We start from the raw sequence: 22,744 nt of genomic DNA on the forward strand, positions 1-22,744 counted from the left end.
CGACACCCTGGAGCACCGTGAACAACCTGCCTGACTTTCCTTGGGACCGGCTGGAGCCGTACAAAGAGCGCGCGCTCGCTCATCCCGACGGCATCGTCGACCTCTCGGTCGGCACGCCGGTCGATCCCGTGCCCGAGATCGTCCGGCAGGCGCTGACCGGGGCCGCCGACAGTCCGGGCTACCCCGTGACGCACGGCACCAGGGCGCTGCGCGAGGCGGCGGCCGGCTGGCTGCGCCGCCGGCACGGCGTCGAGGTCGATCAGCAGGACGTGCTCCCGCTGATCGGCTCCAAGGAGTTCGTCGCCTGGCTGCCCACCTACCTGGGGGCGCGCCGGGTGGTCTTCCCCGAGCTGGCCTACCCCACGTACGACGTGGGCGCGAGGCTCGCGGGGGCGCGGGGCACGGCCTCCGACAGCACGCTGGCGCTCGGCCCCGAGCGTGTCGACCTCGTCTGGGTCAACTCGCCAGGCAACCCGACGGGCCGGGTGCTGCCCGCCGAGCACCTGCGCAAGGTGGTGGCCTGGGCGCGCGAGCGCGGCGCGGTCGTCGCCTCCGACGAGTGCTACATCGAGCTCGGCTGGGAGGAGGAGCCGATCTCCATCCTCCACCCCGACGTCTGCGGCGGCTCCCACGAGGGGCTGCTCGCCGTCCACTCGCTCTCCAAGCGTTCCAACCTGGCGGGCTACCGCGCCGGGTTCGTGACCGGCGACCCCGTCCTGGTCAAGCGGCTGCTGGAGATCCGCAAGCACGCCGGCATGCTCATGCCCGACCCGGTCCAGGCCGCGATGACGGCCGCGCTGGCGGACGACGCCCACGCTGACGCCCAGCGCGGGCGCTACGCCGCCCGCCGCGCCCTGCTCCGCCCCGCGCTGGAGAAGGCCGGCTGGCACATCGACCATTCGACCGCAGGACTGTACTTCTGGGCATCCAACGGGCAGAGCGCCTGGGACCAGGTACGCAAGCTCTCCGAAATCGGCATTTTGGTCGCGCCCGGTGAGTTCTACGGAGCGGCAGGTGAGCGGCACATCCGCATCGCCGTCACCGCCACCGACGAACGCATCGGTGCGGCGGTGCGCCGCCTCCAGTAGGATCGCGCGTCAGAGCAAACCGTGAGGTTTGGCACGACATAAATCGATAAGGGCTTATGCCGAGGCAGACCGCGAGTGGAGCGAGCTGATCGATGAGCATGACCTCCATGGTCGTTCTCGGGCTGAGCATCGCCCTCGTCCTGCTCCTGCTCGGAGCCTTCTTGGCGACGTTGCGGCAAGACAGGAGAGGCCGCGCGGGCACGCCGCCGCCGGCGGTCGGGACCGCGCCCGCGGAGAGCCCGATGCCGGCCCCGACGAGCGGGCCCGTGAGCGCGCCCGTCCCCGCGCCCTCCACCGTGCACCCGAACATGCCCCCGAACGTGACCGGCCAGGTCGGCGCCGACTACACCGACCCCCGCACCCTCCTGGTGGGCGACCGGATCGAGGTGCAGGGCTCGCCCGCGCGGGTGCTCGGCGCCATGCACGTCTCCTGCCAGGGCCAGCAGTGGACCGAGTTCCTGCTGCGTGACGGCGCGCGGCGACGACAGTGGCTGTCGGTCGAGGTGCAGGCCGGCGACCCGCCGCACCTGGTGGTGCTGCTCTGGACCGAGGTGCCCACCCAGGGCATGGTCCCCGCCAAGCACATGCTCATCATGGAGGGCGTGGAGTTCTTCCCCGTCGAGCGGGGCACGGCCGCCTTCCGCAGCGAGGGCGACACGGACTACCCCGACCGGGGCCTGCTCGACTTCGCCGACTACCGCGCGGGCGACGGGCGGCTGCTCTCCTTCGAGCGCGTCCAGGGCGGCTCCTGGACCGCCAGTTACGCCCAGCCCCTCCCGCCCGGCTCCATCTCCATCATCCGCCGCGCCTCCTGACGCGGGTTGCGGCAGCGCCCGCAATGCGCCGCGGATTGCGCGCAATCCCCGCCAAGGGGCGGGTTCAGGACAGCTCGACCCGGGCGGTGCCCGACCCGTCGCCGGTGCGCCACCCCGTGGCCTCCAGATCGTTCGACCAGGACGCGCCCGCGTAGCGCACCCTGCTCAGGCCGTACTTCTCGGCGTGCGCCACCGACCAGGCGGCCACCAGCCACCCCCGCTTGCGCGAGGTGATCGCCGTGCTGCCGAGCGCACGGGCAAGCTGCTTGCGCGCCTCGTCGGCGCGCGGCGTCGGAGCCGGGGTCCGGCCCTTCGACGGATACCAGCAGTGCACCGACTCCGGCACCCGCCCCGTGAACGCCGCCGCCAGGACCTTGGCCTGCTCCTCGTGGGGCGCGTAGGCGTAGCCGCCCGCCGAGCGCTGCACCGCCTGCGCCGCCTCCGCCAGCGGGATCTTCCGGTAGTTCCTGACCTTGACCAGCGCGGCGAAGAACCTGTTGGTGGCGTAGACGGGGTCCATGATCTGCTTCTTCGTGCCCCACCCCTGCGACTCGCGCTGCTGGAACACGCCCACGGAGTCGCGGTCGCCGTAGTCGAGGTTGTAGAGCTTCGACTCCTGGATCGCGGTGGCGTAGGCGATGACCACGGCCCGCTCGGGCAGCTTCCTGCGCGCCGCGACGGCGGCGATCGTGGCGGCGATCTCCGCCTGCTCGGGATCGAGGGTGATGTCGCCACCCAGAGCGCGTACGGTGCAGTGGGCCTCGGGCTCGGCCAGGCGGGGTGTCCTCTTCAGCAGGTGGTAGAGACCCACGGAGATGCCGACGGCGAGGACGATCACGATGATCACGATCGTGATGACCCCCCGGGAGAACCGCATGCGCACCCTGAAGAACCTACCCGTACGGATAAGCTCCGTGCCCATGAGTGACGCGAGCACCTCATCACCGATAGCGCCGGTCATCGACGAGCTCTGGGAGCGCCGCGCGGAGCTGTCACCGAAGGACGACGAGGCCCGCCACCTGGTGATCGGCGCGGTGGACCTGCTCGACGCCGGCGTCGCCCGCACCGCCCGGCTGGTGGACGGCGAGCTGGAGGTCGACGAGCGGGCGAGGAGGGCGATCCTGCTCGCCTTCAAGCTGCTCGGCATGGCCCGCTCACAGGTGGGCGACTTCCACCACCAGGACCGCGTCCCGCTGAAGAACTCCTTCGAGGGCGTACGCGTGGTGCCCGGCGCGATCGCCCGCTGGGGGTCCTACCTGGCGCCCGGGGTGGTGCTGATGCCGTCGTTCACGAACATCGGCGCGTACGTGGACGAGAACACGATGGTCGACACCTGGGCCACCGTCGGCTCCTGCGCCCAGATCGGCAAGAACGTGCACCTGTCCGGCGGGGTGGGCGTCGGCGGCGTGCTGGAGCCGCCCAACGCCGTGCCGGTCGTGGTCGAGGACGACGCGCTCGTCGGCAGCCGGGCGATGCTCGTCGAGGGCGCCAGGGTCGGCCGGGGCGCGGTCGTGGGCGCCGGGGTGATCCTGTCCGCCTCGATCCCCGTGATAGACGTGGAGACCGGCGAGGAGCTGGCCCGGGGCCGGATCCCCGACTGGTGCGTGGCCGTGAGCGGCACGCGGCAGCGGGAGTTCCCCGGAGGCACGTTCGGGCTGCCGTGCGTGCTGGTGATCAAGCGGCTGGAGCCGGGGCAGCGGCACGACAAGGCGGCGCTCAACGAGGTGCTGCGGGAACACGGGGTGAACACCTGATGCTGGACCTGACCCAGGACGTACGCGCGCTCACCGCCGCGATCGTGGACATCGAGTCGGTGAGCGGCGCCGAGCGCGCCCTGGCCGACGCCGTCGAGCGGGCGCTCGCCGCGCTGCCCCACCTGAAGGTGGAGCGTTCCGGCGAGACCGTCGTCGCCCGCACCGAGCTCGGCCACGCCGAGCGGGTGCTGATCGCCGGCCACCTCGACACCGTCCCGGTCGCCGCCAACCTGCCGAGCCGGGTCGAGGGCGACCTGCTGTACGGGTGCGGCACCTCCGACATGAAGGCCGGCGTGGCCGTCGCGCTCCGGCTGGCCGCCACCGTGCCCGCCCCCAACAGGGACGTCACCTACGTCTTCTACGACTGCGAGGAGATCGAGGCCGAGCGCAACGGCCTCACCCGGGTCGCGAGGGAGCACCCCGACTGGCTGCTCGCCGACTTCGCGGTGCTGATGGAGCCGACCGACGGCGTGATCGAGGGCGGCTGCCAGGGCACGCTGCGCGCCGAGGTCGCGGTGAGCGGCAAGCGCGCCCACAGCGCCCGCTCGTGGTTCGGGGTCAACGCCATCCACGGGATCGAGCCGGTGCTCGCCCGGCTCAACGCCTACGAGGCGCGCCGGCCGGTGGTCGACGGGCTGGAGTACCACGAAGGGCTCAACGCGGTCGGCGTCACCGGCGGCGTGGCCGGCAACGTCATTCCCGACCGGTGCGTGGTCACCGTCAACTACCGCTTCGCCCCCGACCTGACGATCGAGCAGGCCCAGGAGCACGTACGCGAGGTGTTCGACGGCTTCGAGGTGACCTTCACCGACGCGGCGCCGGGGGCCCGGCCGGGGCTGACGCATCCGGTGGCGGCGGCGTTCGCCGCGGCCGTGGGCGGCACGCCGCGGGCCAAGCTGGGCTGGACGGACGTCGCCCGCTTCTCCGCGCTCGGCGTCCCCGCCGTGAACTACGGTCCCGGCGATCCCAACCTGGCGCACCAGCAGGGCGAGTACGTGTCGCTGCCGAAGATCGTGGAGGGCGAGCGCGCGATGCGGGACTGGCTCACCAAATGAAAGTGGCCTTCCTCGCCGGCCATTTGGCGGGGAAGACCACTTTCAGTCCCGAGCAGCACCCTCGCCAGTTAGACGCGAGGGAGCCGAAATCCGGTTCCCCGCCTCCCAAGTTTTTTTCGATTCCCGTAACCACCCCGCCACCTGGGCTTTCGCCGTCAGGACGCGAACCGCTCGGGAGAAGGGCTAGCGTGATCCGCATGGAACAGAACCGTCGGGAGCGCCGTCAGGGTCAGGCCGTCGTCCGCGGCAGCCTGGTGCCCAGCTCCACCCATGACCAGCGGCTGCTGGCCCGCCAGGGCTCCTCCGACTGGGTGCACATGGACCCGTGGCGGGTCATGCGCATCCAGGCCGAGTTCGTGGAGGGCTTCGGCCAGCTCGCCGAGCTGCCGCCCGCGGTGACCGTGTTCGGCTCGGCCCGCACGCCCGGCGACTCCCCCGACTACGTCATGGGCCGCGCGCTCGGCCAGGCGCTGGCCGAGGCCGGCTACGCCGTCATCACCGGCGGCGGGCCCGGCGTGATGGAGGCGGCCAACCGCGGGGCACGCGACGTGGAGGGCGCGATCTCGGTCGGGCTCGGCATCGAGCTGCCGTTCGAGCAGCGCATGAACGACTTCGTGGACCTCGGCATCGAGTTCCGCTACTTCTTCGTGCGCAAGACCATGTTCGTGAAGTACTCCTGCGGCTTCATCGCCCTGCCCGGCGGCTTCGGCACCCTGGACGAGCTGTTCGAGGCGCTGACGCTGGTGCAGACGCACAAGGTCACCTCGTTCCCCGTCGTGCTGGTGGGCAGCGACTTCTGGGGCGGCCTGCTCGACTGGATCAAGAGCAGCCTGCTCGGCACCGGCAAGATCGCTTCGCACGACCTCGACCTCATCACCGTCACCGACGACATCGACGACGCCGTACGCATCATCGTGGAGTCCGACCGGGCCCGCAGCAGGCAGCGCCAGGAGGAGATCGAGGCCGCCGCGGGCCACACCGCCGAGCCCCAATAAGCTTCCGCGACGTGAACATCTGCGTCTTCTGCGCCTCCAGCCTGCGCATCGACGGGAAATACCTCGACCTGGCCGCCCGCGTCGGCGCCGAGCTCGGCCGGCGCGGCCACACGCTGGTCAGCGGCGGCGGATCGATCTCCTGCATGGGCGCCGTCACCTCGGCGGCCCGCGCGGCGGGCGGGCGCACGGTCGGCGTGATCCCGCAGGTGCTGGTCGACATGGAGGTGGCCGACGAGGAGTCGCACGAGCTGATCGTCACCGGCGACATGCGCGAGCGCAAGGGCGTCATGGACGCCCGCTCCGACGCGTTCCTGGTGCTGCCCGGCGGCATCGGCACGCTGGAGGAGCTGTTCGAGATCTGGACCGCGCGGGTGCTGGGCATGCACGACAAGCCCTTGGTGGTGCTCGACCCCTGGGGCCTGTACGAACCGCTCAAGCGGCTCATGGACCACCTCTACGACGAGGGCTTCACCCGGCCCGAGGTGTTCGACGCGATCTCGTGGACGACGACCGTCGAGGAGGCGTTCGCCCGGCTGGAGGCCCGGTCCCAGCCGGTCCGGCCGAGCGTCGCCGAGCTGGGCGAGGCCACCCCCTGATCGGGCCCCTGATCGGGGCCCGCCCCGCTGACCAGGACGGTCGTGCCCGAAGCCGCACCTGCCGCGGCAAGTGCGGACCTCATGCCCCGATGGTATGAGTACGATGCCAATGTGCTGGTCATACTCGCCATCGCCGCCATCGCCATTCTGGCCTGCGTGGTCGTGGTCTCCCTCGGCCGGGGCGGTGAGCTGACCGAGTTCCCGCCGGACGTGCCGCCGCTCGGCCTGCCCGAGCCGGGACAGCTCACGGCGGTCGACTTCATGGCGCTCCAACTGCCGGTCAACCTGGTCGGCTACCACACGGCGAGCGTCGACGAGGCCCTGCGCAGGGCCGCCACCGCGCTCAGCGAGCGCGACACCAGGATCGCGGTGCTGGAGCAGCGCGTCTCCGAGCTGCTGTCCAGGCGCCTGTACGCGCGCCAGGAGGTCTACGCCGCGCCGGGTGCCGGGCTGCGTACCGACCACGAGCCCGAGGCGCCGGCCGTGGACAGGGAGCTGCCGGAGTCCGGCGACCCCGTCACGTCGAGCGGCGCGTCGGTGTCGTGGGACGGCGGGGCCGAGCTGAGGCACCTGCCCGAGGAGCCCGAGTGGCGGCTGCCCGCCGACGCCACGGACCAGGCCGCCGGCGAGCCCGCCGAGGACGACGAGCCGGAGAAGCACGCCGCTGAACAGGACGTCGCCGAGAAGGACGCCGTCGAGCAGGACGAGCCCGACGACGACGGCGCTGAGAAGGACCAGGCGGAGCAGGACGAGCAGGAGAAGGACGGCACGGAGAAGGACGGCACGGAGAAGGACGGGGAGCCGGTGCGGGCCAAGGACGCCGACGGGGACGACCGGGCGTGACCGAGCTGATCCGCTGCACCTGGGCCGGCATGTCCGACCCGATGTACCTCGCCTACCACGACGAGGAGTGGGGCCGCCCGGTGCGGGGCGACGACGCGGTCTTCGAGCGCGTCGCGCTGGAGGCGTTCCAGTCCGGCCTGTCCTGGCTGACGATCCTGCGCAAGCGCGAGAACTTCCGCGCCGCCTTCGACGGCTTCTCCATCCCGAAGGTCGCCGCCTACACCGAGCAGGACGTCGAACGCCTGCTCGGCGACCCCGGCATCGTCCGCAACCGGGCCAAGATCGAGGCGGCGATCAGCAACGCCAGAGTCGCCCAGGACCTCCCCGGCGGCCTGTCGGAGCTGGTGTGGCGGCACGCCGACCCCGGCTCGCCGGTGCCGAGGACGATGGCCGACGTCCCCGCCGTCACCCCCGGCTCCAAGGCGCTGGCCAAGGAGCTGAAGCGGCACGGCTTCAGGTTCGTCGGCCCGACCACCGCCTACGCGCTCATGCAGGCGATCGGCCTGGTCAACGACCATCTCGCGGACTGCGTGGCGCGCGCCCGCTGACCCCCGGCCGGGTCACTCGCCGGTGAAGGCCGGGCGCTGCTTGGCGAGGAAGGCCCTGGTCGCCTCGCGATGGTCGCGGGTGGCCGCGCACTCGTCCTGAAGGTCGGCCTCCAGGGCGAGCGCGTCCGGCAGCGGGTGCGTGGCGGCGTGGGCGAGGGCCCGCTTGGTGGCCGCGTACGCGACCGTCGGCCCCTGCGCCAGCCGCGCCGCCAGCTCGTACGCGGTCTTCAGCACGTCCTCGGCGGGCACCACCCGCGTGACCAGCCCCAGCTCCAGGGCGCGGGCGGCGTCCAGCGGCTCGCCGAGCAGCATCAGCTCGGCGGCCCGGCCGAGCCCGACGAGGCGCTGCAGCGTCCACGACGCGCCGGAGTCGGGGGCGAGGCCGATGCCCGTGAAGGCGAGCGCGAACTTCGCCCGCTCCGAGGCCACCCGCAGGTCGCAGGCGAACGCCAGTGACGCCCCCGCGCCGGCCGCGACCCCGTTGACGGCGGCCACCACCGGCTTCGGCATGGTGGTCAGCAGCTCGACGATGGGGTTGTAGTGGAGGCGTACGGTGTCGTCGAGGCCGCGCCCCGCCTCCAGGTTGTCGGCGTGCTCGCGCAGGTCCTGGCCCGCGCAGAAGGCCCGGCCCGCGCCCGTCAGCAGCACGGCGCGGATCGCGCGGTCGTCGGCGGCCCGCCGCAGCGCGTCGAGCAGCGCCACTTTGAGCTCGGTGGTGAGCGAGTTCATCGCGTCGGGGCGGTCGAGGGTGATGGTGGCGACGGCGTCGGCCACGTCGTAGCGGATCAAGGCAACTCCCTGTCGACGAACGCGGTGGCTGCGGGCAGCAGCCTGGCGGCCTCCTGCTCGAAGTAGGCCCTGGCCTTCTCACCCGGCCAGCCGGCCGGCAGCAGCTCGCCCGGCAGGCCGGGGTCGCGGAACAGGAAGTTCCGCCAGCCGTGGACGAGCCTGCTGCGGGCGGCGAAGACCTGGTCGTCCGGGGCCGACCCGGGCAGGGTGCTGATCAGCGTGACAGCCTCGGTGAGCCATTGCTCGTACGCCTCGCCGATGGCGTCCAGATCCCAGGCCCGCGCCACCAGCTCGCGCGGGTCGCCGTCGAGCGCGGCCTCGAACCGGTCGGCCCGCACGCCCTCGCCCTCCAGCAGGGTGTCCAGCTCGGTGGAGTGGCGTGGACCGATCCAGGTCGTCTCCGACAGCGCGGCGTAGCCGAGGAAGGTGAGGTCGGCCCGCAGCCGCTCCCTGCGCGGGCGTTCCCTGACCGGCTCAAGCACGACGACATGCCAGCGGCCCGGCCAGGGAGGGGCCCCCGCTCGGTAAATTCTCAGGGCCGCCTCATCGAGCCGGCGCACGCACTTGGGGGTCAGCCCGTAGCCGGGCCCCTGCGGCAGCCTGACCGGCCGGAGCCAGCCCTGGCGCACCATGCGGGAGACCGCCGTACGGACGGCCGGAGCCGCGATTTCCAGGGGTTTCATGAGCCGTACGAGCGCGGCGACGGACGCCTGTCCCCCTCGCTGGCGCAGGTGGTCCCCGTAGAGATCGAACAGAGCGGCGCGAGCGTGCACGCAGTCCAGTTTGGCCGTCTTCGCACGCCCCGACAACGCATTCTGGGAGGAGATCGTTACCCATGAGCGCTCTCGATGCGGGAGAATAGGACATCACAGAAGACGTGAATGCGCCGACCACCCCTCCTGGGAGGTCGGAAATCGCGGGCCGCGGGAGCCCAAGGCAGGAAGGGATGCACGCATGGCGGCGATGAAGCCGCGGACCGGCGATGGTCCGCTCGAGGTCACCAAGGAAGGGCGCGGCATAGTCATGCGGGTCCCTCTCGAAGGTGGCGGCCGGCTCGTCGTGGAGATCTCCGCCGACGAGGCCAAGGCCCTCGGTGAGGCGTTGAAGAACGTCGTCGGCTGAGCGCTCCCGAGAGACAACCTGTTTCACGACCCTGGCGCACACCCGGCTGAACCGGCGCCAGGGTCGCTGACGTTTGAGGAGAATTCCCGTGCCCATTGAGACCACTGCCGCGGTGGTCGCCGAGGTGCCCGCCGACGCCGAGTTGCTGGCGATCCCGTACGCCTCCGGCCTCGCTCCCGCGCACGACGTGGAGCTGCACCTGCCCGTGCGCGACCTGCTGGCCCACTACGAGGCCAAGGGGGAGGCCGGGGAGATCGTGGAGGTGCCCGTGGCCCGCGCAGGGGGCGTGGGCCGGGTGCTGTTCTACGGCGTCGGCGACGGCTCGCCGGCCGCGCTGCGCAGGGCCGGCGCCGGGCTCGCCCGCCGGGCCAAGGGCAAGGACACCCTGACCGTGGTGCCGCCGGAGGGGGAGTTCACCGCGTTCGCCGAGGCCGCGCTGCTGGCCGCCTACACCTTCCGCATCGGCGACGCCGGGCGCCGGGCCGTGGCACGGCTGGCGTTCGCCGGGGCCGACCAGGCGGCCCTGGAGCGGGCGGAGGCCACGGCGCGGGCGGTGGCCCTGGCGCGCGACCTCGCCAACACGCCCTCCTCGGTCAAGAACCCCGCCTGGCTCGCCGAGCGGGCCGCCGAGACCGGCCTGCCGGTGCGGGTGTGGGACGAGGAGCAGCTGCGGGCCGACGGCTTCGGCGGCATCCTCGCCGTCGGGCAGGGCTCGGTCAGCCCGCCGCGCCTCATCCAGCTCTCCTACACCCCCGAGCAGCCCGCGGAGCGGCACGTGGTGCTGGTCGGCAAGGGCATCACGTTCGACTCGGGCGGCCTGTCGCTCAAGCCGACCGAGAACATGAAGACCCAGAAGACCGACATGGCGGGCGGGGCGGTCGTCATCGCGGTGCTGCGCGCCCTCGCCGAGCTGAAGGCGCCGGTGCGGGTCACCGGGCTGGTCGCCGCCGCCGAGAACATGCCTTCAGGCACCGCGCAGCGGCCCAGCGACGTCATCACCCACTACGGCGGCCGCACGGTCGAGGTGCTCAACACCGACGCCGAGGGGCGGCTCGTGCTGGCCGACGCCCTCGCCTACGCCGACGCCGAGCTCGACCCCGACGCGGTGGTGGACGTCGCCACGCTCACCGGGGCGATCACCGTGGCGCTCGGCCGCAGCGTCGGCGCCGTCTACGCCTCCGACGACGACCTGGCCGGGCGGCTCGTCGCCGCCGGGCAGGCGAGCGACGACCGGCTGTGGCGGATGCCGCTCATCGACGAGTACGTCCCCGCGCTGGAGTCGTCCGTCGCCGACCTCGCCAACGTCGAGGTGGGCTCACGCTTCGGGGCGGGCTCGATCACGGCGGCGCTGTTCCTGCGGGAGTTCGCGGGCAAGCGGCCGTGGGCGCACCTCGACATCGCAGGGGTCGGCCGCAGCACCGTGGACGAGGGCACGCTCAGCAAGGGCGCCACCGGGTTCGGCGTACGCGTCCTGCTGGAGTGGCTCACCCGGGGGTGAGCCGCCCTACGCGGACACTTTGACGGCGGCCAGCAGGCCGTCGCCGAGGGGCATGAGCACCGAGCGCAGCCGCTCGTCCGACTGCACCAGCTTGCCGAGCTCGCGCAGCGCGACCGTGTCGGGGTCGCGCTGCGACGGGTCGGCCACGCGGTTGTGCCACAACATGTTGTCGAAGGCCACGATGCCGCCCACGCGCAGCAGGCGCACGGCCTCGGCGAGATAGTCGGCGTACTCCTGCTTCGCGCCGTCGGCGAAGACCATGTCGTAGCCGCCGTCGGACAGGCGGGGCAGCACGTCGAGCGCCCGCCCGGAGATCAGCCGCACCCGCGCGCCGGAGAACCCGGCCTCCGCGAACGCCTGCCGGGCCAGGCGCTGGTGCTCGGGCTCGACGTCCACGCTGGTCAGCGTGCCGTCGGCGCGCATGCCGCGCAGCAGCCACAGCCCCGAGACGCCGCAGCCCGTGCCGATCTCCACCACCGCCTTGGCGTTGACCGCGGTGGCGAGGAAACACAGCGCCGCGCCCGCGCCGGGAAGGATGGGCACGGCCCCCATCTCCAGCCCGCGCTGCCGCGCCGCGTGCAGGATCTCATCCTCCTGATGAAACTGCTCCGCATAGGCCAGAGTGGCCTCCACCTGATCGGTCATCGGCCGCCTCCCCCCACTTTCGTGCGATGTGTCCGCGTGATTGGCACCGATCGCAGCCTAGGGGAGACACGCCGGGACGGGAACTCAGGAGGGTCCCGAGGCGTTGCAGGTTTAAACGGGCTTTGCCGGTCCGGAAGGCAGGCAGTGCGCACGAAGGGACGAAACCAGGCACTATGGCGATAGCGGTGGTCCCAAAGAGAGGAGTTCTGGTGGACGAGAGCGACCACCAGACGGATGCTCCCGTGTCGTCTGACTGGACGCCTCCCACATGGGAGGAAGTCGTGCGGACGCACTCCGCGCGCGTGTACCGGCTCGCTTACCGGCTGACCGGCAATGTGCACGACGCCGAGGACCTCACTCAGGAGGTCTTCGTCCGGGTCTTCAGGTCGTTGTCCAGCTACACCCCCGGCACGTTCGAGGGGTGGCTGCACCGGATCACGACCAACCTGTTCCTCGACATGGCGCGGCGCAAGCAGCGCATCAGGTTCGAGGGGCTGGCCGACGACGCCGCCGAGCGGCTGCGCGGCCGGGAGCCGTCTCCGGCGCAGGCGTTCGACGACGCCCATCTGGAGCCCGACATCCAGGCCGCCCTCGACGCGCTCGCACCCGAGTTCCGTGCCGCGATCGTGCTCTGCGACATCGAGGGCATGTCCTACGAGGAGATCGCGAAAACGCTCGGCGTCAAGCTGGGCACGGTCCGCAGCCGCATCCACCGTGGTCGGGCGCAGTTGCGGGAGGCTCTCGACCACCGGGCCCCCCGCGCCAACCAACTCCCCCCGTCCGTGATCCCTGGGGAGGAAGTCTGATATGGCTCATCTTGGAGAACGCGTTTCCGCGCTGGTCGACGGCGAACTCGGCCACCACGAGCGCGAGCGGGCGCTCGCGCACCTGACCTTCTGCGCCGACTGCAGGGCGGAGGTCGAGTCCGTACGCGCGCTGAAGGCGCGACTGCGCTCGCTGGAGTCGCCGGCGATGCCGGCCGACCTCACGATGTCCCTGCTCCGCATGGCGGAGCCGGGCGGGCCGCTGCCGCCGAGGGAGCGCCCTTTCCCCACCCGTACCTTCGGGGGTGTGCCCATCCCGGGCCCGCACAGCATCGCCCCGTTGGACAACCGGCCCCGCAGGGACGCCATTGGAGGGGCTTCGGGCCCCGGCCGTGGCGCTAGGCGGCGCTCGACCTACGTCGCGGTGAGCGTGGTGTCGGCCGCGGTGGCGCTCGGCACGTTCTTCGCCGTGTCCGGCGCGGGTCAGGAGACCTCGACGCCGCCCGTCGAGCTTTACAAGTTGCAGCACTCGCCGACGGGCGCTCCGACGGTCCACACTCCCTGACATCCAGATATGCCGGAGATGGCCGAGGTTGGCGTAGCCGCGCATGGTACGGGCATACGATCTGGGTTCGGGTCCTTATAACCCTCGTATGTCGCAATGGCGACGATTGCGGCGGCCGAGCCAAGGAGTGGTGAGACTTAGATGACCGACGAGACGCGCCCCACCGAAGGACGCACGCCGTCGGACTACCCCGAGTCACAGGGGCGGCCGGAGTTCCTGCCCGCCGACCACCCGGCCGAGTCGCCGGGCGGGCGCGCGGAACCCCCCGCCTCCTTCGGCGGCACCTCCTGGGGCGATCCGTCGGGCCGCGCCGCCGAACCCGCGGGGCCGCCGCCGTACCAGCCGTCCTACGCGCCCTACGGCGGCTCACAGGTCCCGGCGGGGGAGCAGCAGCGGGGCGGCGGGAGCGGGCCCGCGTACGCGCCCGGCTTCGGCGCGCCCGGCGGCGGCCAGGACAACGGCACCCGCCAGTACGAGAGCCCCGCCTTCGGGCGGCCCGACGGCGGGCCGGTGTCCGGCGACAACCCCTATAGGGAGGGGGCGCCCGGTGACCGGGCGCACGCCGACACCATGAGCGGCCCGTCGTTCGGCGGCCCGTCCTCCTCGGCCCCGCCCAACGGCGGCCCGTCGTTCGAGAGCCCGTCGTCCGGTGGCACCTCGTTCGGCGGCCCGTCGTCCTCGGCCCCGTCTTTCGGCGGCGCGTCGTTCGAGAGTCCGTCGTCCTCGACCCCGCCTTTCGGCAGTGCGTCGTTCGAGGGGCCGTCCTCTCCGGCTCCGCCCTTCGGCGGCCCCCCGTTCGGCGGGGTGCCGTACGGGGGCGGTGCGCCGCCGCCTCCGCGGCAGGCGCTCGGGATGGGCGCGGGCTGGGCCCCGCCGCCCCAGGCCCACGGCGCGCCGGCGGGTGACCGGCGGCGCGGACCAGGAACCGGCGGGCTGATCGCGATCGCCCTCGCCATCGCTCTGGTGGCCTCCGGCCTCGGCAGCGTCGGCACCTACCTGCTGACCAGGCCCGGCGGTTCCGCCGCCACCGACCCCTCCTACAGCCTCGGCCCGGTGCCCACCGGCGCGGCCAGCCGTGAGCCCGGCTCCATCGCGGGCGTCGCCGCGCGGGTGCTGCCCAGCGTGGTCTCCCTGGAGGTCGGCAACGGCTCCAACACCGAGGCCGCCACCGGCTCCGGTTTCCTGATCAAGAACGGCTACGTGGTGACCAACAACCACGTGGTCGCCCTGGCCGCCAGCGGCGGCGAGATCAAGATCCAGTTCAACAACCGCAAGACCACCTCGGCCCGCATCGTCGGCCGCGACCCCGGCTCCGACCTGGCCGTGGTCAAGCCGGAGGAGACGTTCGGCACGCCGGAGATCACCCTCGGCAACTCCGACCAGGTGGTCGTGGGCGACCCGGTCATCGCGATCGGCTCGCCGCTCGGGCTGACGGGCACGGTCACGACGGGCATCGTCAGCTCGCTCAACCGCCCCGTCATCGCCGGCGACGAGACCGGCGGGGGCAGCGAGGAGACGGCGTACATCAGCGCCATCCAGACCGACGCCGCGATCAACCCCGGCAATTCGGGCGGTCCGCTGGTCAACAGCCGCGGCGAGGTCGTCGGCGTCAACTCGGCCATCGCCACGCTCAGCCGGTCGATCGGCGGCCAGAGCGGCAGCATCGGCCTGGGCTTCGCCATCCCGGTCAACCAGACGCGGCGGGTGGCCGAGGAGCTGATCAGCACCGGCCGGGCCAAGCGGCCGAAGATCGGCATCGTGCTGGAGAAGGACTACCGCGGCCAGGGCGTGAAGATCGCCACCGCGAACGTGGCCGGCCAGCAGCCGGTGACCCCGGGCGGCCCCGCCGACAAGGCCGGGCTGCGCGCCGGTGACGTGATCCTGGAGATGGACGGCCTCGCCCTGCAGGACGGCAACGAGCTGATCGCGCTGGTCCGCAGCAAGGCCCCCGGCTCGAAGATCAACATCAAGTACCAGCGCGCCGGGCAGGAACGTACGGCCACGCTCACGGTGGTGGCCGAGGACGGCCCGTCGCCGACGCCGTCCTGAGGCCGGGCATCGTAGCGGTGCCCGGGAGCCCTTAGTCTGTGGATAGGCCGGGGTTGTCCTCGGAGGCGCTGACTGCGGTAGGAGCTCACGGTGTTCGGACTCGGGTGGGGGGAGATAGCGGCGCTGGTCGTCCTCGCGCTGCTGGTCTTCGGCCCAGACAAGCTGCCCCAGGCCGCCTCGCAGGCCGGCCGGACGCTGCGCAACCTGCGCCGCATGGCCAACAACGCGCGTGACGACCTGCGGGCCGGGCTGGGCCCGGAGTTCAAGGACTTCGACCCGGCCGATCTCAACCCGCGCACGTTCGTCCGCAAGCATCTCCTCGACGACATCGAGGACACCTGGAACGACAAGCCGAAGGAGCTGGAGTCCGTCGCGGCCTCCTACTCGCCTGAGCCGGTCGTGGACGAGCTGGGCTACGGCGAGGTCCCGCCGTACGACTCCGAGGCCACCTGATGCCCGTGGAGCCCTCCCTGGCGCCCGGCGTCGAGGAGGGCGCGAAGAAGTCCGGCATCCTCTGGCTCGGTCTGGCCGCCGGGCCCCGGCTGGCCTGGCACGTCTGGCACGACGGCGCGATCCACCTCGTGACCGGCGGCGAGGAGCAGAGCCTCCCGGGGCTCGACGCGCTCGACCGGGTCCGCGTGACGCTGCGCAGCAAGGACAACGGCGCCAGGCTGGTGGAGTTCGACGCCGCGGTGTCGGTCGTCGACCAGGAGCGGGCCCCCGAGGCGGTGGCGGCGCTCGCCAAGGAGCGGCTCAACGCGCGCGACGCCGAGCATCTCACCGAGCGGTGGGCCCGCGAGTGCGTCGTCGTCCGGCTCACCCCCGTGAGCTGACCCCGTCCAGCTCCACCAGCCCGGGCTCGCCGGGCTCCTCCGCCGGCCGCGGCGAGGCGGTCGCGGTCTGCGCGAGCAGCGCGCCGGCCAGCACGAGCAGCCCGCCGGCGATCTGGAACACGCCGAGGGTCTCGCCGACCAGCCCCCAGGCGACCATGGCGCCGCCGATGACCTCCAGCGTCGCGACCGTGGCCCCGACCGCCGCCGAGAGCCGCCGCACCGCGTTGACGCCCAGGATGTACGCCACCACGGTCGCGACCAGCACCATCCACACGTACGCCCCCAGCACCGGCAGGCTCACCCCGCTCTCGGCCGGCTTGGTGGTGAGGGTGAAGGCGTTCCAGGGGATGTCCCAGGGCCGGGCGAAGGGCACCAGCACCACGGCCGCGCCCGCCATGCCCCAGGCGATGAGCCCGAGCGGGTCCACGTCGTCGCCGAAGCTGTCGCTCATGAGGAAGTAGCCCGCGCAGCAGGCGCCGGCCGCCAGCCCGAGCAGCAGGCCGAGCGCGTCCAGCCGCATGCCCTGCCACGCCTCGACCACGATGCCGAGCCCGAGGACGGCGGCCACGGCGCCGACGTAGGCGGCGGGCGCCAGCCGGATCCTGCGCACGAGCCGCACCCAGGCCACGACCATCACCGGCGCCATGAACTCCAGCAGCAGGGCGATGCCCACAGGCAGCCGTGTGATGGCCACGAAGTAGAGCGACTGGACCCCGGCCACGGCCATGATCGCGTACAGGGCGAAGAACGGCATGCGGGAGCGGGGGATGCGCAGGGCCCGTGGCCGTACGATGGCCAGCACGGCGAGCAGCAGCAACCCCGCGCCCGCCATCCGCGTCCACACCGCCTCGATCGGCGCCAGCCCGGCCGCGATCAGATATTTGGCCATGGGCCCCGAGAACGCGAAACAACACGCGGACACGAACGCGAGCGCGAGCCCCGCATATCTCATCGCAACACCATTCCCGGGTCGTAATCACCGTCAAGCAGGTTTGATACTGACATGCCGCCCTCACCTGGCGCAATGGGACGGCGCTGTTAGCCTGACCACGTGAGGATCTTCGTGGCGCGGCTCCCTGGGACACCGGTCTTCGACCCGGTGGGCGACCAGATCGGCCGCGTCCGCGACCTGGTAGCGGGCCTGCGCCCCGGCCGCCGCCCCAACGTCCACGGCCTCGTCGTGGAGGTGCAGCCGCGCCGCCGCGTCTTCCTGCCCATCACCCGCGTCCGCCGCATCGAGGCCGGGGCCGTCGTCTTCAGCGGCCGGCTCAACATGCGCAGGTTCGAGCAGCGCGCGAGCGAGACGCTGGTCGTCGGCGAGCTGCTCGACCTGTCCGTCCGCGTCGGCGGCGAGCCGGTCACCGTCTACGACGTGGCCATGGAGGAGGTCAAGCCGTCCACCTGGGAGATCACCAAGGTCGCCGTCTACCGGCGCAGGCGGCGCGACCCCCGTGTGGTCGACTGGAGCGAGGTCAGCGGCTTCGACGTCCTGCAGCAGGACCAGGGCGCGGCCGGGCTGATCGCCGCGTTCGCGTCCATGCGCGCCGCCGACGTGGCGAGCGCCCTGCACCACCTGCCGGCCAAGCGGCGCGTCGAGATCGCCCGCGCGCTCGAGGACGACCGCCTCGCCGACGTGCTGGAGGAGCTGCCGCCGGACGACCAGGTCGGCATCCTCGGCACGCTGGGGCCCGAGCGGGCCGCCCACGTCCTGGAGGAGATGGGCCCCGACGACGCCGCCGACCTCCTGCACGAGCTGCCCGACGAGCAGGCGACCGAGCTGCTGGCGCTGATGGAGCCGGGGGAGGCCGCGCCGGTGCGGCGGCTGCTCACCTATCCGGAGGACAGCGCGGGCGGCGTCATGACCAGCGAGCCGGTCATCCTGCCGCCCTCGTCCACGGTGGCCGAGGCGCTGGCGCAGATCCGCCAGCAGGACCTCTCACCCGCCGTCGCGGCCCAGGTCTACGTCTCCCGGCCCCCGACCGAGACCCCCACAGGCACCTACCTGGGGGTCGCGCACTTCCAGCGCCTGCTGCGCGAGCCGCCCTCCACGCTGCTCGGCGCGGCGCTGGACCCGTCGATCGACCCCATCAGGCCGGAGTTCACGCTGATCGAGGTCACCTCGTACCTCGCGAACTACAACCTCGTCGCGGCGCCCGTCGTGGACGAGCTGGGCCGGCTCGTCGGCGCTGTGACCGTCGACGACGTCCTGGACCACCTGCTGCCCGAGGACTGGCGCGAGAGGGACGACACGTGACCACCGAACGACTCGACCAGCCGCGCGAGCTGCGCCGCACGCTTCGGCCGCACTACGACCCGGAGGCCTTCGGCCGGTTGTCCGAGCGGATCGCGCGCTTCCTCGGCACCGCCAGGTTCCTCGTCTACATGACGGTGTTCGTCGGGGTCTGGGTGATCTGGAACGCGACCGTCCCGCCCACGCTCAGGTTCGACCCCTACCCGTTCATCTTCCTGACGCTCATGCTGTCGCTGCAGGCCAGCTACGCCGCTCCGCTCATCCTGCTGGCCCAGAACCGCCAGGACGACCGCGACCGCATCCAGTACGAGCAGGACCGCGAGGCCGCCGAGCGCAACCAGGCCGAGATCGAGTACCTGACGCGGGAGATCGCCGGGCTGCGGCTGGCGATCAACGAGGTCGCCACCCGCGACTACCTGCGCGCCGAGCTGGGCCGGCTGCTGGAGGAGCTCCAGGAGCCCGAGGCTAGGGAGCGCCGCCGCCAGCCGCGCTAGCGGCCGCGCCGGTGACGCCGGCGGCGTCGAGCCTGCCGAGCATGGCCCTGATCTGGCCCATCTCGCCGTTGCCCAGCATGTCGAGGAACTGCGTCCTGATGCCGCGCAGATAGGTGGGCGTGGCCTCGGCCAGCCGGCCCGCGCCGGCGTCGGTCAGCACCGCGAACAGGCCGCGGGCGTCGTCGGGGCACGCCTCGCGGGTCACCAGGCCGTCGCGCTGCAGCCGGTCGATGAGGCGGGTCAGGCCGCTGCGCGACAGCAGCACGCGGTCGGCCAGGTCGTTCATCCGCAGCCGCCGCCCGGCCGCCTCGGCGAGCTGCATGAGCACCTCGTACGAGGCCAGCGGCAGATCATGGGCGACGAGCAGCTCCGACTCCAGGCGGCGGGTGATGCGCACCTGGGCGCGCTGCAACATGCGCCAGACCGCCAGCTCCTCGGCGGTGAGGCCCTCGTCGCGCAGAAGAGTCACGGAGTAACCTTAGGACGTTGTTGCACAGACATCTAACAGCACGGATTAACTCAGCGAGGCCGCCGGTTCATACCATGGAGGGGCATCCTCGCTGGCGTCCAGCGCCTGTCACACATATACCGACAAAGGAGGGACGGCACTCCCTCGTGCCGAGACTTCGATGGCACCTACCCAGGAACTGGTGACGGCGGCTCTTTCCACCGTCATCGACCCCGAGATCCGCCGTCCGATCACGGACCTCGGCATGGTCAAGAGCATCGACATCGCTCCCGGCGGTGCGGTGCGCGTGGGCGTCTACCTCACCGTCGCGGGCTGCCCGATGCGGGACACCATCACCCGCGACGTCACCACCGCCGTCTCCAAGGTCGAAGGCGTGACCGGCGTCCAGGTCGAGCTGGACGTGATGAGCACCGAGCAGCGCAAGGAGCTCCAGACCAAGCTGCGCGGCAACCGCGGGCCGGAGAAGGAGATCCCCTTCAACCAGCCGGGCTCGCTCACCCGCGTGTTCGCGGTGGCGAGCGGCAAGGGCGGCGTCGGCAAGTCGTCGGTGACCGTCAACCTGGCCGCCGCCATGGCCGCGAACGGCCTCAAGGTGGGCATCGTCGACGCCGATATCTACGGCCACAGCGTCCCGCGCATGCTGGGCGCCGCCGAGCGGCCCACCAAGGTCGAAGACATGATCATGCCGCCGGTGGCCCACGACATCAAGGTCATCTCGGTCGGCATGTTCAAGCCCGAGGGCAACACCCCGGTCGTCTGGCGCGGCCCGATGCTCGACCGGGCGCTCCACCAGTTCCTGGCCGACGTCTACTGGGGCGACCTCGACGTCCTGCTGCTCGACCTGCCGCCCGGCACCGGCGACATCGCCATCTCCGTGGCGCAGCGGCTCCCGGGGGCCGAGATCCTGGTCGTGACCACGCCGCAGATGGCCGCCGCCGAGGTGGCCGAGCGCGCCGGCTCCATCGCCGCGCAGACCCACCAGCAGATCGCCGGCGTCATCGAGAACATGTCCTGGCTGCCCTGCCCCCACTGCGACGAGCGCATCTCGGTGTTCGGCGAGGGCGGCGGCCAGACGGTCGCCGACGCGCTGACCCGCATCCTCGGCGCGCGGGTGCCGCTGCTCGGGCAGGTCCCGATCGACATGCGGCTGCGCGAGGGCGGCGACGAGGGCAAGCCGCTGGTCCTCACCGACCCCGACTCGCCCGCCGCGGCCGAGCTGCGCTCGATCGCGGACACTCTGAGCAAGCGCTCCTCCAGCCTGAAGGGCCTCCAGCTCGGCCTGGCCCCCCGCCGCTGAGCCGATCACGCACGGGTGGTGCCGCCGCCGGAAGGTGGCGGCGCCCCCAGTAGCGTGTGCGCATGCGCTCACGTCGTTCGGTTCTCGCGGTGCCGGGGAGCAGCCCCCGCTTCCTGGAGAAGGCCCAGACCCTGCCCGTCGACGAGGTCTTCCTCGACCTTGAGGACTCCGTCGCGCCGGCCGCCAAGGAGGACGCGCGGCGCAACGTCGTCGCCGCGCTGCGCGAGGGCGACTGGTCGGGGAAGACGCGCGTGGTGCGGGTCAACGACCTCGCCACGCAGTGGACGTACCGGGACGTCATCGAGGTCGTCGAGGGCGCGGGCGAGTTCCTCGACTGCGTGATGCTGCCCAAGGTGCAGGACCCGACCGAGGTGGTCTGGCTCGACACGCTGCTGACGCAGATCGAGAAGGCCATGGGCTACGAGCCGGGCCGGATCGGGATCGAGGCGCAGATCGAGAACGCTCGCGGCCTGGTCAACGTGGACATGATCGCCGGCTCCTCCCGGCGGCTGGAGACGCTGGTGTTCGGGCCCGCCGACTTCATGGCCTCGATCAACATGCGCACGCTTGTCGTCGGCGAGCAGCCGCCCGGCTACACCGAGGGCGACGCCTACCACTACATCCTCATGCGCCTGCTCATGGCGGCCCGCAGCCACGACCTCCAGGTCATCGACGGCCCCTATCTCCAGATCAAGGACGTGGACGGCTTCCGCAGGGTCGCCCGGCGGTCGGCGGCGCTGGGCTTCGACGGCAAGTGGGTGCTGCACCCCTCCCAGGTGGACGCGGCCAACGAGGTGTTCTCGCCGGCGCAGGAGGACTACGACCACGCCGAGCTGATCCTGGAGGCGTACGAGTACTACACCACCGTGGAGAAGCGCGGCGCGGTCATGCTGGGGGACGAGATGATCGACGAGGCGTCGCGCAAGATGGCGCTCGTCGTGGCCGCCAAGGGGCGGGCGGCCGGGCTGAGCAGGACCGTCACCTTCACACCTTGATCCCCACGGCCGTGAAGAACCAGAACGCCGAGGTCAGCCAGAGCCCCACCAGCGCGGTGAACGCCAGCCCGCCGAACACCGGCAGCGTCCAGCCCGGCGTGTCCCGCTTGGGCAGGGCCAGCATCTTCGCGGTGAACACCCCGTAGAAGAAGCAGCCGAGCAGGGAGTGCGCGAGCACCCTGGGCACGTCGTACTGCAGGCCGAGCGCGTACAGGCAGTGGAAGGCGACCGGGATCGTCAGCAGGAACGCCAGCCGCCCCGACCAGCGGTGCACCCCGGGCGGGACGGCGATCCCGAGCCTGCCCCACATCGACAGGGCCGAGACGACCTGGACGAACGCCAGCACGAGCGCGCCGGTGGTCAGCCACGCCTTCATCGGCAGGGCGGCGGAGAAGCCGGCCACGCCGACGGCGTGACCCGTGGGGGTGTGCGCGCGGCCGTACACGCCGAGCGCGAGCACCACGAGCCCGCCGGCCAGCAGCGGCACCAGCAGCGAGGCCAGGCCGCGCGAGGGCGTCCGGTGGATGGCGGTCATGACATCTCCTCGATGAAGCCGTCGACGTCCTTCGGGTGGACCGTGGTGCCGTCCACCGTCAGCGGCGCGGTCGGCTGGTCGGGGTTCAGCGTGGGCACGGGCACCCGGCTGTCGTTCGAGGTGGCGGCGCCGACCGAGGTGTAGCCGCCGTCCGGGTTCTTGATCCGGATCCAGCCGGCGCGGTATTGAGCGCCGCGCACGAGGGCGGTGGCCCGGTACAGTCCCGACGGCTTGCGCACGGCCTGGGCGACGAAGCTCCACTTCTTGCCGCCGAGTGACAACCGGCCGGTGGCCCTGCCGCTGCCGAGGTCGGCGGTCACCTTGCCGGTCCTGACCCCTGTGAGGCTGACCGAGTCGCCCGACTGCGTGCCCTTGAACCAGGCTTCCGCGCGGCCGTCGCAGAAGTAGCCGACCGCCTTGCCGTTCCTGATCGAGATGGCGATGAGGCCGCCGTTGCCGGTGACGCGGCCGCCGTAGTCGGCTTTGGCGATCTTCTTTTCCTCCGTGCGCTCGGGGGTGGGCACCGGTTGCGCCGACTCCTGCGCCGGCTCCTCAGTCGTCTGTTCCTCAGTCGTCTGTTCCTCGTCGGGAACGGTGTTCTCCACGGTGGGGGCGGCGGTGTTCGCCGCAGGTGTCGCGTTGACGCTGGCGACACCCAGCCCCGCGGCGAGCACGGCTCCCGCCACGAGGGTGATGACAGGTCCCAGCCTTGACATGGACTGCTCCCAGGGTTGAAGTGCCTAC

Annotated in this window: 27 protein-coding genes; 19 read left to right on the forward strand and 8 right to left on the reverse strand. The window is 72.1% G+C overall.

Going from position 1 to position 22,744, the window contains the following annotated elements:
* Nucleotides 1–17 precede the first annotated feature (17 nt).
* Together dapC and BMW85_RS27605 are read left to right on the forward strand one after the other, a co-directional pair.
* Entirely contained in the window at nt 18–1,088 is a 1,071-nt protein-coding gene (gene dapC / locus BMW85_RS27600) for a succinyldiaminopimelate transaminase (protein ID WP_091086928.1), read from the forward strand.
* Between the two features lie 92 nt (nt 1,089–1,180).
* On the forward strand, nt 1,181–1,903 hold the full coding sequence (locus BMW85_RS27605) for a DUF4178 domain-containing protein (protein ID WP_245775104.1): 723 nt from the start codon (nt 1,181–1,183) through the stop codon (nt 1,901–1,903).
* A gap of 64 nt (nt 1,904–1,967) precedes the next feature.
* Here the strand turns inward: BMW85_RS27605 and BMW85_RS27610 are convergent, their stop codons facing one another.
* Complete coding sequence (locus BMW85_RS27610) at nt 1,968–2,825, reverse strand: hypothetical protein (RefSeq protein ID WP_245775105.1); 858 nt, start codon at nt 2,823–2,825, stop codon at nt 1,968–1,970.
* Here BMW85_RS27610 and BMW85_RS27615 point away from each other — a divergent pair.
* From BMW85_RS27615 to BMW85_RS27640, 6 genes are all read left to right on the forward strand, one after another.
* Complete coding sequence (locus tag BMW85_RS27615; protein ID WP_091086932.1) at nt 2,824–3,657, forward strand: 2,3,4,5-tetrahydropyridine-2,6-dicarboxylate N-succinyltransferase; 834 nt, start codon at nt 2,824–2,826, stop codon at nt 3,655–3,657. The two genes, BMW85_RS27610 and BMW85_RS27615, sit on opposite strands and share 2 nt — an antisense overlap.
* The gene (gene dapE / locus BMW85_RS27620) at nt 3,657–4,712 is read left to right on the forward strand and encodes a succinyl-diaminopimelate desuccinylase (protein ID WP_091086935.1); all 1,056 of its coding nucleotides are present in this window, start codon (nt 3,657–3,659) and stop codon (nt 4,710–4,712) included. Before BMW85_RS27615 ends, dapE begins: the two co-directional genes overlap by 1 nt.
* A gap of 197 nt (nt 4,713–4,909) precedes the next feature.
* Nucleotides 4,910–5,707, forward strand: coding sequence for an LOG family protein (locus BMW85_RS27625; RefSeq protein ID WP_091087145.1), 798 nt, complete (start codon nt 4,910–4,912; stop codon nt 5,705–5,707).
* Nucleotides 5,708–5,718: 11 nt separating this feature from the next.
* Nucleotides 5,719–6,303 carry an LOG family protein gene (locus BMW85_RS27630; RefSeq protein ID WP_091086938.1) on the forward strand — a complete coding sequence of 195 codons (585 nt, stop codon included), beginning with the start codon at nt 5,719–5,721 and terminating at the stop codon, nt 6,301–6,303.
* A 111-nt stretch (nt 6,304–6,414) separates the two neighbouring features.
* Nucleotides 6,415–7,146: a prolipoprotein diacylglyceryl transferase gene (locus tag BMW85_RS27635; RefSeq protein WP_091086941.1), complete on the forward strand. Its 732-nt coding sequence runs from the start codon at nt 6,415–6,417 to the stop codon at nt 7,144–7,146.
* Nucleotides 7,143–7,694: a DNA-3-methyladenine glycosylase I gene (locus BMW85_RS27640; RefSeq protein WP_091086942.1), complete on the forward strand. Its 552-nt coding sequence runs from the start codon at nt 7,143–7,145 to the stop codon at nt 7,692–7,694. Before BMW85_RS27635 ends, BMW85_RS27640 begins: the two co-directional genes overlap by 4 nt.
* A gap of 12 nt (nt 7,695–7,706) precedes the next feature.
* On the opposite strand, the gene BMW85_RS27645 is transcribed toward BMW85_RS27640, so the two are convergent.
* Together BMW85_RS27645 and BMW85_RS27650 are read right to left on the reverse strand one after the other, a co-directional pair.
* Nucleotides 7,707–8,483 (reverse strand): enoyl-CoA hydratase-related protein, encoded by a 777-nt coding sequence (locus tag BMW85_RS27645; protein ID WP_091086945.1) that lies wholly within the window; start codon nt 8,481–8,483, stop codon nt 7,707–7,709.
* A complete protein-coding gene (locus tag BMW85_RS27650) occupies nt 8,480–9,256 on the reverse strand; it encodes a PaaX family transcriptional regulator (RefSeq protein WP_091086946.1) in 777 nt (258 codons plus the stop codon). Before BMW85_RS27650 ends, BMW85_RS27645 begins: the two co-directional genes overlap by 4 nt.
* 181 nt (nt 9,257–9,437) lie before the next feature.
* On the opposite strand from BMW85_RS27650, the gene BMW85_RS27655 reads away from it, so the two are divergent.
* Both BMW85_RS27655 and BMW85_RS27660 read left to right on the forward strand, forming a co-directional pair.
* Nucleotides 9,438–9,605 carry a DUF3117 domain-containing protein gene (locus BMW85_RS27655; RefSeq protein WP_020545024.1) on the forward strand — a complete coding sequence of 56 codons (168 nt, stop codon included), beginning with the start codon at nt 9,438–9,440 and terminating at the stop codon, nt 9,603–9,605.
* Between the two features lie 88 nt (nt 9,606–9,693).
* Nucleotides 9,694–11,103: a leucyl aminopeptidase gene (locus BMW85_RS27660; protein ID WP_091086949.1), complete on the forward strand. Its 1,410-nt coding sequence runs from the start codon at nt 9,694–9,696 to the stop codon at nt 11,101–11,103.
* Nucleotides 11,104–11,109: 6 nt separating this feature from the next.
* Here BMW85_RS27660 and BMW85_RS27665 read toward each other — a convergent pair whose 3' ends face one another.
* A complete protein-coding gene (locus BMW85_RS27665) occupies nt 11,110–11,748 on the reverse strand; it encodes an O-methyltransferase (protein ID WP_091086951.1) in 639 nt (212 codons plus the stop codon).
* A gap of 173 nt (nt 11,749–11,921) precedes the next feature.
* On the opposite strand from BMW85_RS27665, the gene sigE reads away from it, so the two are divergent.
* The 5 genes from sigE (at nt 11,922) to BMW85_RS27690 (ending at nt 15,959) form a co-directional block, all read left to right on the forward strand.
* Nucleotides 11,922–12,554 carry an RNA polymerase sigma factor SigE gene (sigE, locus tag BMW85_RS27670; protein WP_091086954.1) on the forward strand — a complete coding sequence of 211 codons (633 nt, stop codon included), beginning with the start codon at nt 11,922–11,924 and terminating at the stop codon, nt 12,552–12,554.
* 1 nt (nt 12,555) lies between these two features.
* Nucleotides 12,556–13,077 (forward strand): anti-sigma factor family protein, encoded by a 522-nt coding sequence (locus BMW85_RS27675; RefSeq protein ID WP_091086955.1) that lies wholly within the window; start codon nt 12,556–12,558, stop codon nt 13,075–13,077.
* Between the two features lie 141 nt (nt 13,078–13,218).
* On the forward strand, nt 13,219–15,126 hold the full coding sequence (locus BMW85_RS51355) for a trypsin-like peptidase domain-containing protein (protein ID WP_091086958.1): 1,908 nt from the start codon (nt 13,219–13,221) through the stop codon (nt 15,124–15,126).
* 90 nt (nt 15,127–15,216) lie between these two features.
* Nucleotides 15,217–15,579 carry a sec-independent translocase gene (locus BMW85_RS27685; RefSeq protein WP_091086960.1) on the forward strand — a complete coding sequence of 121 codons (363 nt, stop codon included), beginning with the start codon at nt 15,217–15,219 and terminating at the stop codon, nt 15,577–15,579.
* Nucleotides 15,579–15,959 carry a hypothetical protein gene (locus BMW85_RS27690; protein WP_091086962.1) on the forward strand — a complete coding sequence of 127 codons (381 nt, stop codon included), beginning with the start codon at nt 15,579–15,581 and terminating at the stop codon, nt 15,957–15,959. Before BMW85_RS27685 ends, BMW85_RS27690 begins: the two co-directional genes overlap by 1 nt.
* On the opposite strand, the gene BMW85_RS27695 is transcribed toward BMW85_RS27690, so the two are convergent.
* On the reverse strand, nt 15,943–16,911 hold the full coding sequence (locus tag BMW85_RS27695) for an EamA family transporter (protein ID WP_091086964.1): 969 nt from the start codon (nt 16,909–16,911) through the stop codon (nt 15,943–15,945). The two genes, BMW85_RS27690 and BMW85_RS27695, sit on opposite strands and share 17 nt — an antisense overlap.
* A 99-nt stretch (nt 16,912–17,010) precedes the next feature.
* Between BMW85_RS27695 and BMW85_RS27700 the strand changes: the two genes are divergently transcribed.
* Both BMW85_RS27700 and BMW85_RS27705 read left to right on the forward strand, forming a co-directional pair.
* Nucleotides 17,011–18,213: a magnesium transporter MgtE N-terminal domain-containing protein gene (locus BMW85_RS27700; protein ID WP_245775107.1), complete on the forward strand. Its 1,203-nt coding sequence runs from the start codon at nt 17,011–17,013 to the stop codon at nt 18,211–18,213.
* A complete protein-coding gene (locus tag BMW85_RS27705) occupies nt 18,210–18,704 on the forward strand; it encodes a DUF1003 domain-containing protein (protein WP_091086967.1) in 495 nt (164 codons plus the stop codon). The genes BMW85_RS27700 and BMW85_RS27705 overlap by 4 nt, the downstream gene beginning before the upstream one ends.
* Here the strand turns inward: BMW85_RS27705 and BMW85_RS27710 are convergent.
* Nucleotides 18,676–19,173: a MarR family winged helix-turn-helix transcriptional regulator gene (locus BMW85_RS27710; RefSeq protein ID WP_091086968.1), complete on the reverse strand. Its 498-nt coding sequence runs from the start codon at nt 19,171–19,173 to the stop codon at nt 18,676–18,678. The genes BMW85_RS27705 and BMW85_RS27710 overlap by 29 nt on opposite strands.
* A 160-nt stretch (nt 19,174–19,333) precedes the next feature.
* Here BMW85_RS27710 and BMW85_RS27715 point away from each other — a divergent pair, with 160 nt between their 5' ends.
* Both BMW85_RS27715 and BMW85_RS27720 read left to right on the forward strand, forming a co-directional pair.
* Nucleotides 19,334–20,470, forward strand: a complete 1,137-nt coding sequence (locus BMW85_RS27715; protein ID WP_091086971.1) for an Mrp/NBP35 family ATP-binding protein — start codon at nt 19,334–19,336, stop codon at nt 20,468–20,470.
* Between the two features lie 62 nt (nt 20,471–20,532).
* The gene (locus BMW85_RS27720) at nt 20,533–21,465 is read left to right on the forward strand and encodes an HpcH/HpaI aldolase/citrate lyase family protein (RefSeq protein WP_091086973.1); all 933 of its coding nucleotides are present in this window, start codon (nt 20,533–20,535) and stop codon (nt 21,463–21,465) included.
* Here BMW85_RS27720 and BMW85_RS27725 read toward each other — a convergent pair.
* Nucleotides 21,455–22,000: a DUF6529 family protein gene (locus BMW85_RS27725; protein WP_091086975.1), complete on the reverse strand. Its 546-nt coding sequence runs from the start codon at nt 21,998–22,000 to the stop codon at nt 21,455–21,457. The genes BMW85_RS27720 and BMW85_RS27725 overlap by 11 nt on opposite strands.
* Nucleotides 21,997–22,716 (reverse strand): hypothetical protein, encoded by a 720-nt coding sequence (locus BMW85_RS27730; RefSeq protein WP_091086976.1) that lies wholly within the window; start codon nt 22,714–22,716, stop codon nt 21,997–21,999. Before BMW85_RS27730 ends, BMW85_RS27725 begins: the two co-directional genes overlap by 4 nt.
* Between the last annotated feature and the right edge of the window lie 28 nt (nt 22,717–22,744).

Origin of the sequence: Nonomuraea wenchangensis (genome assembly GCF_900111685.1) — a bacterium.
Taxonomy (GTDB): domain Bacteria; phylum Actinomycetota; class Actinomycetes; order Streptosporangiales; family Streptosporangiaceae; genus Nonomuraea; species Nonomuraea wenchangensis.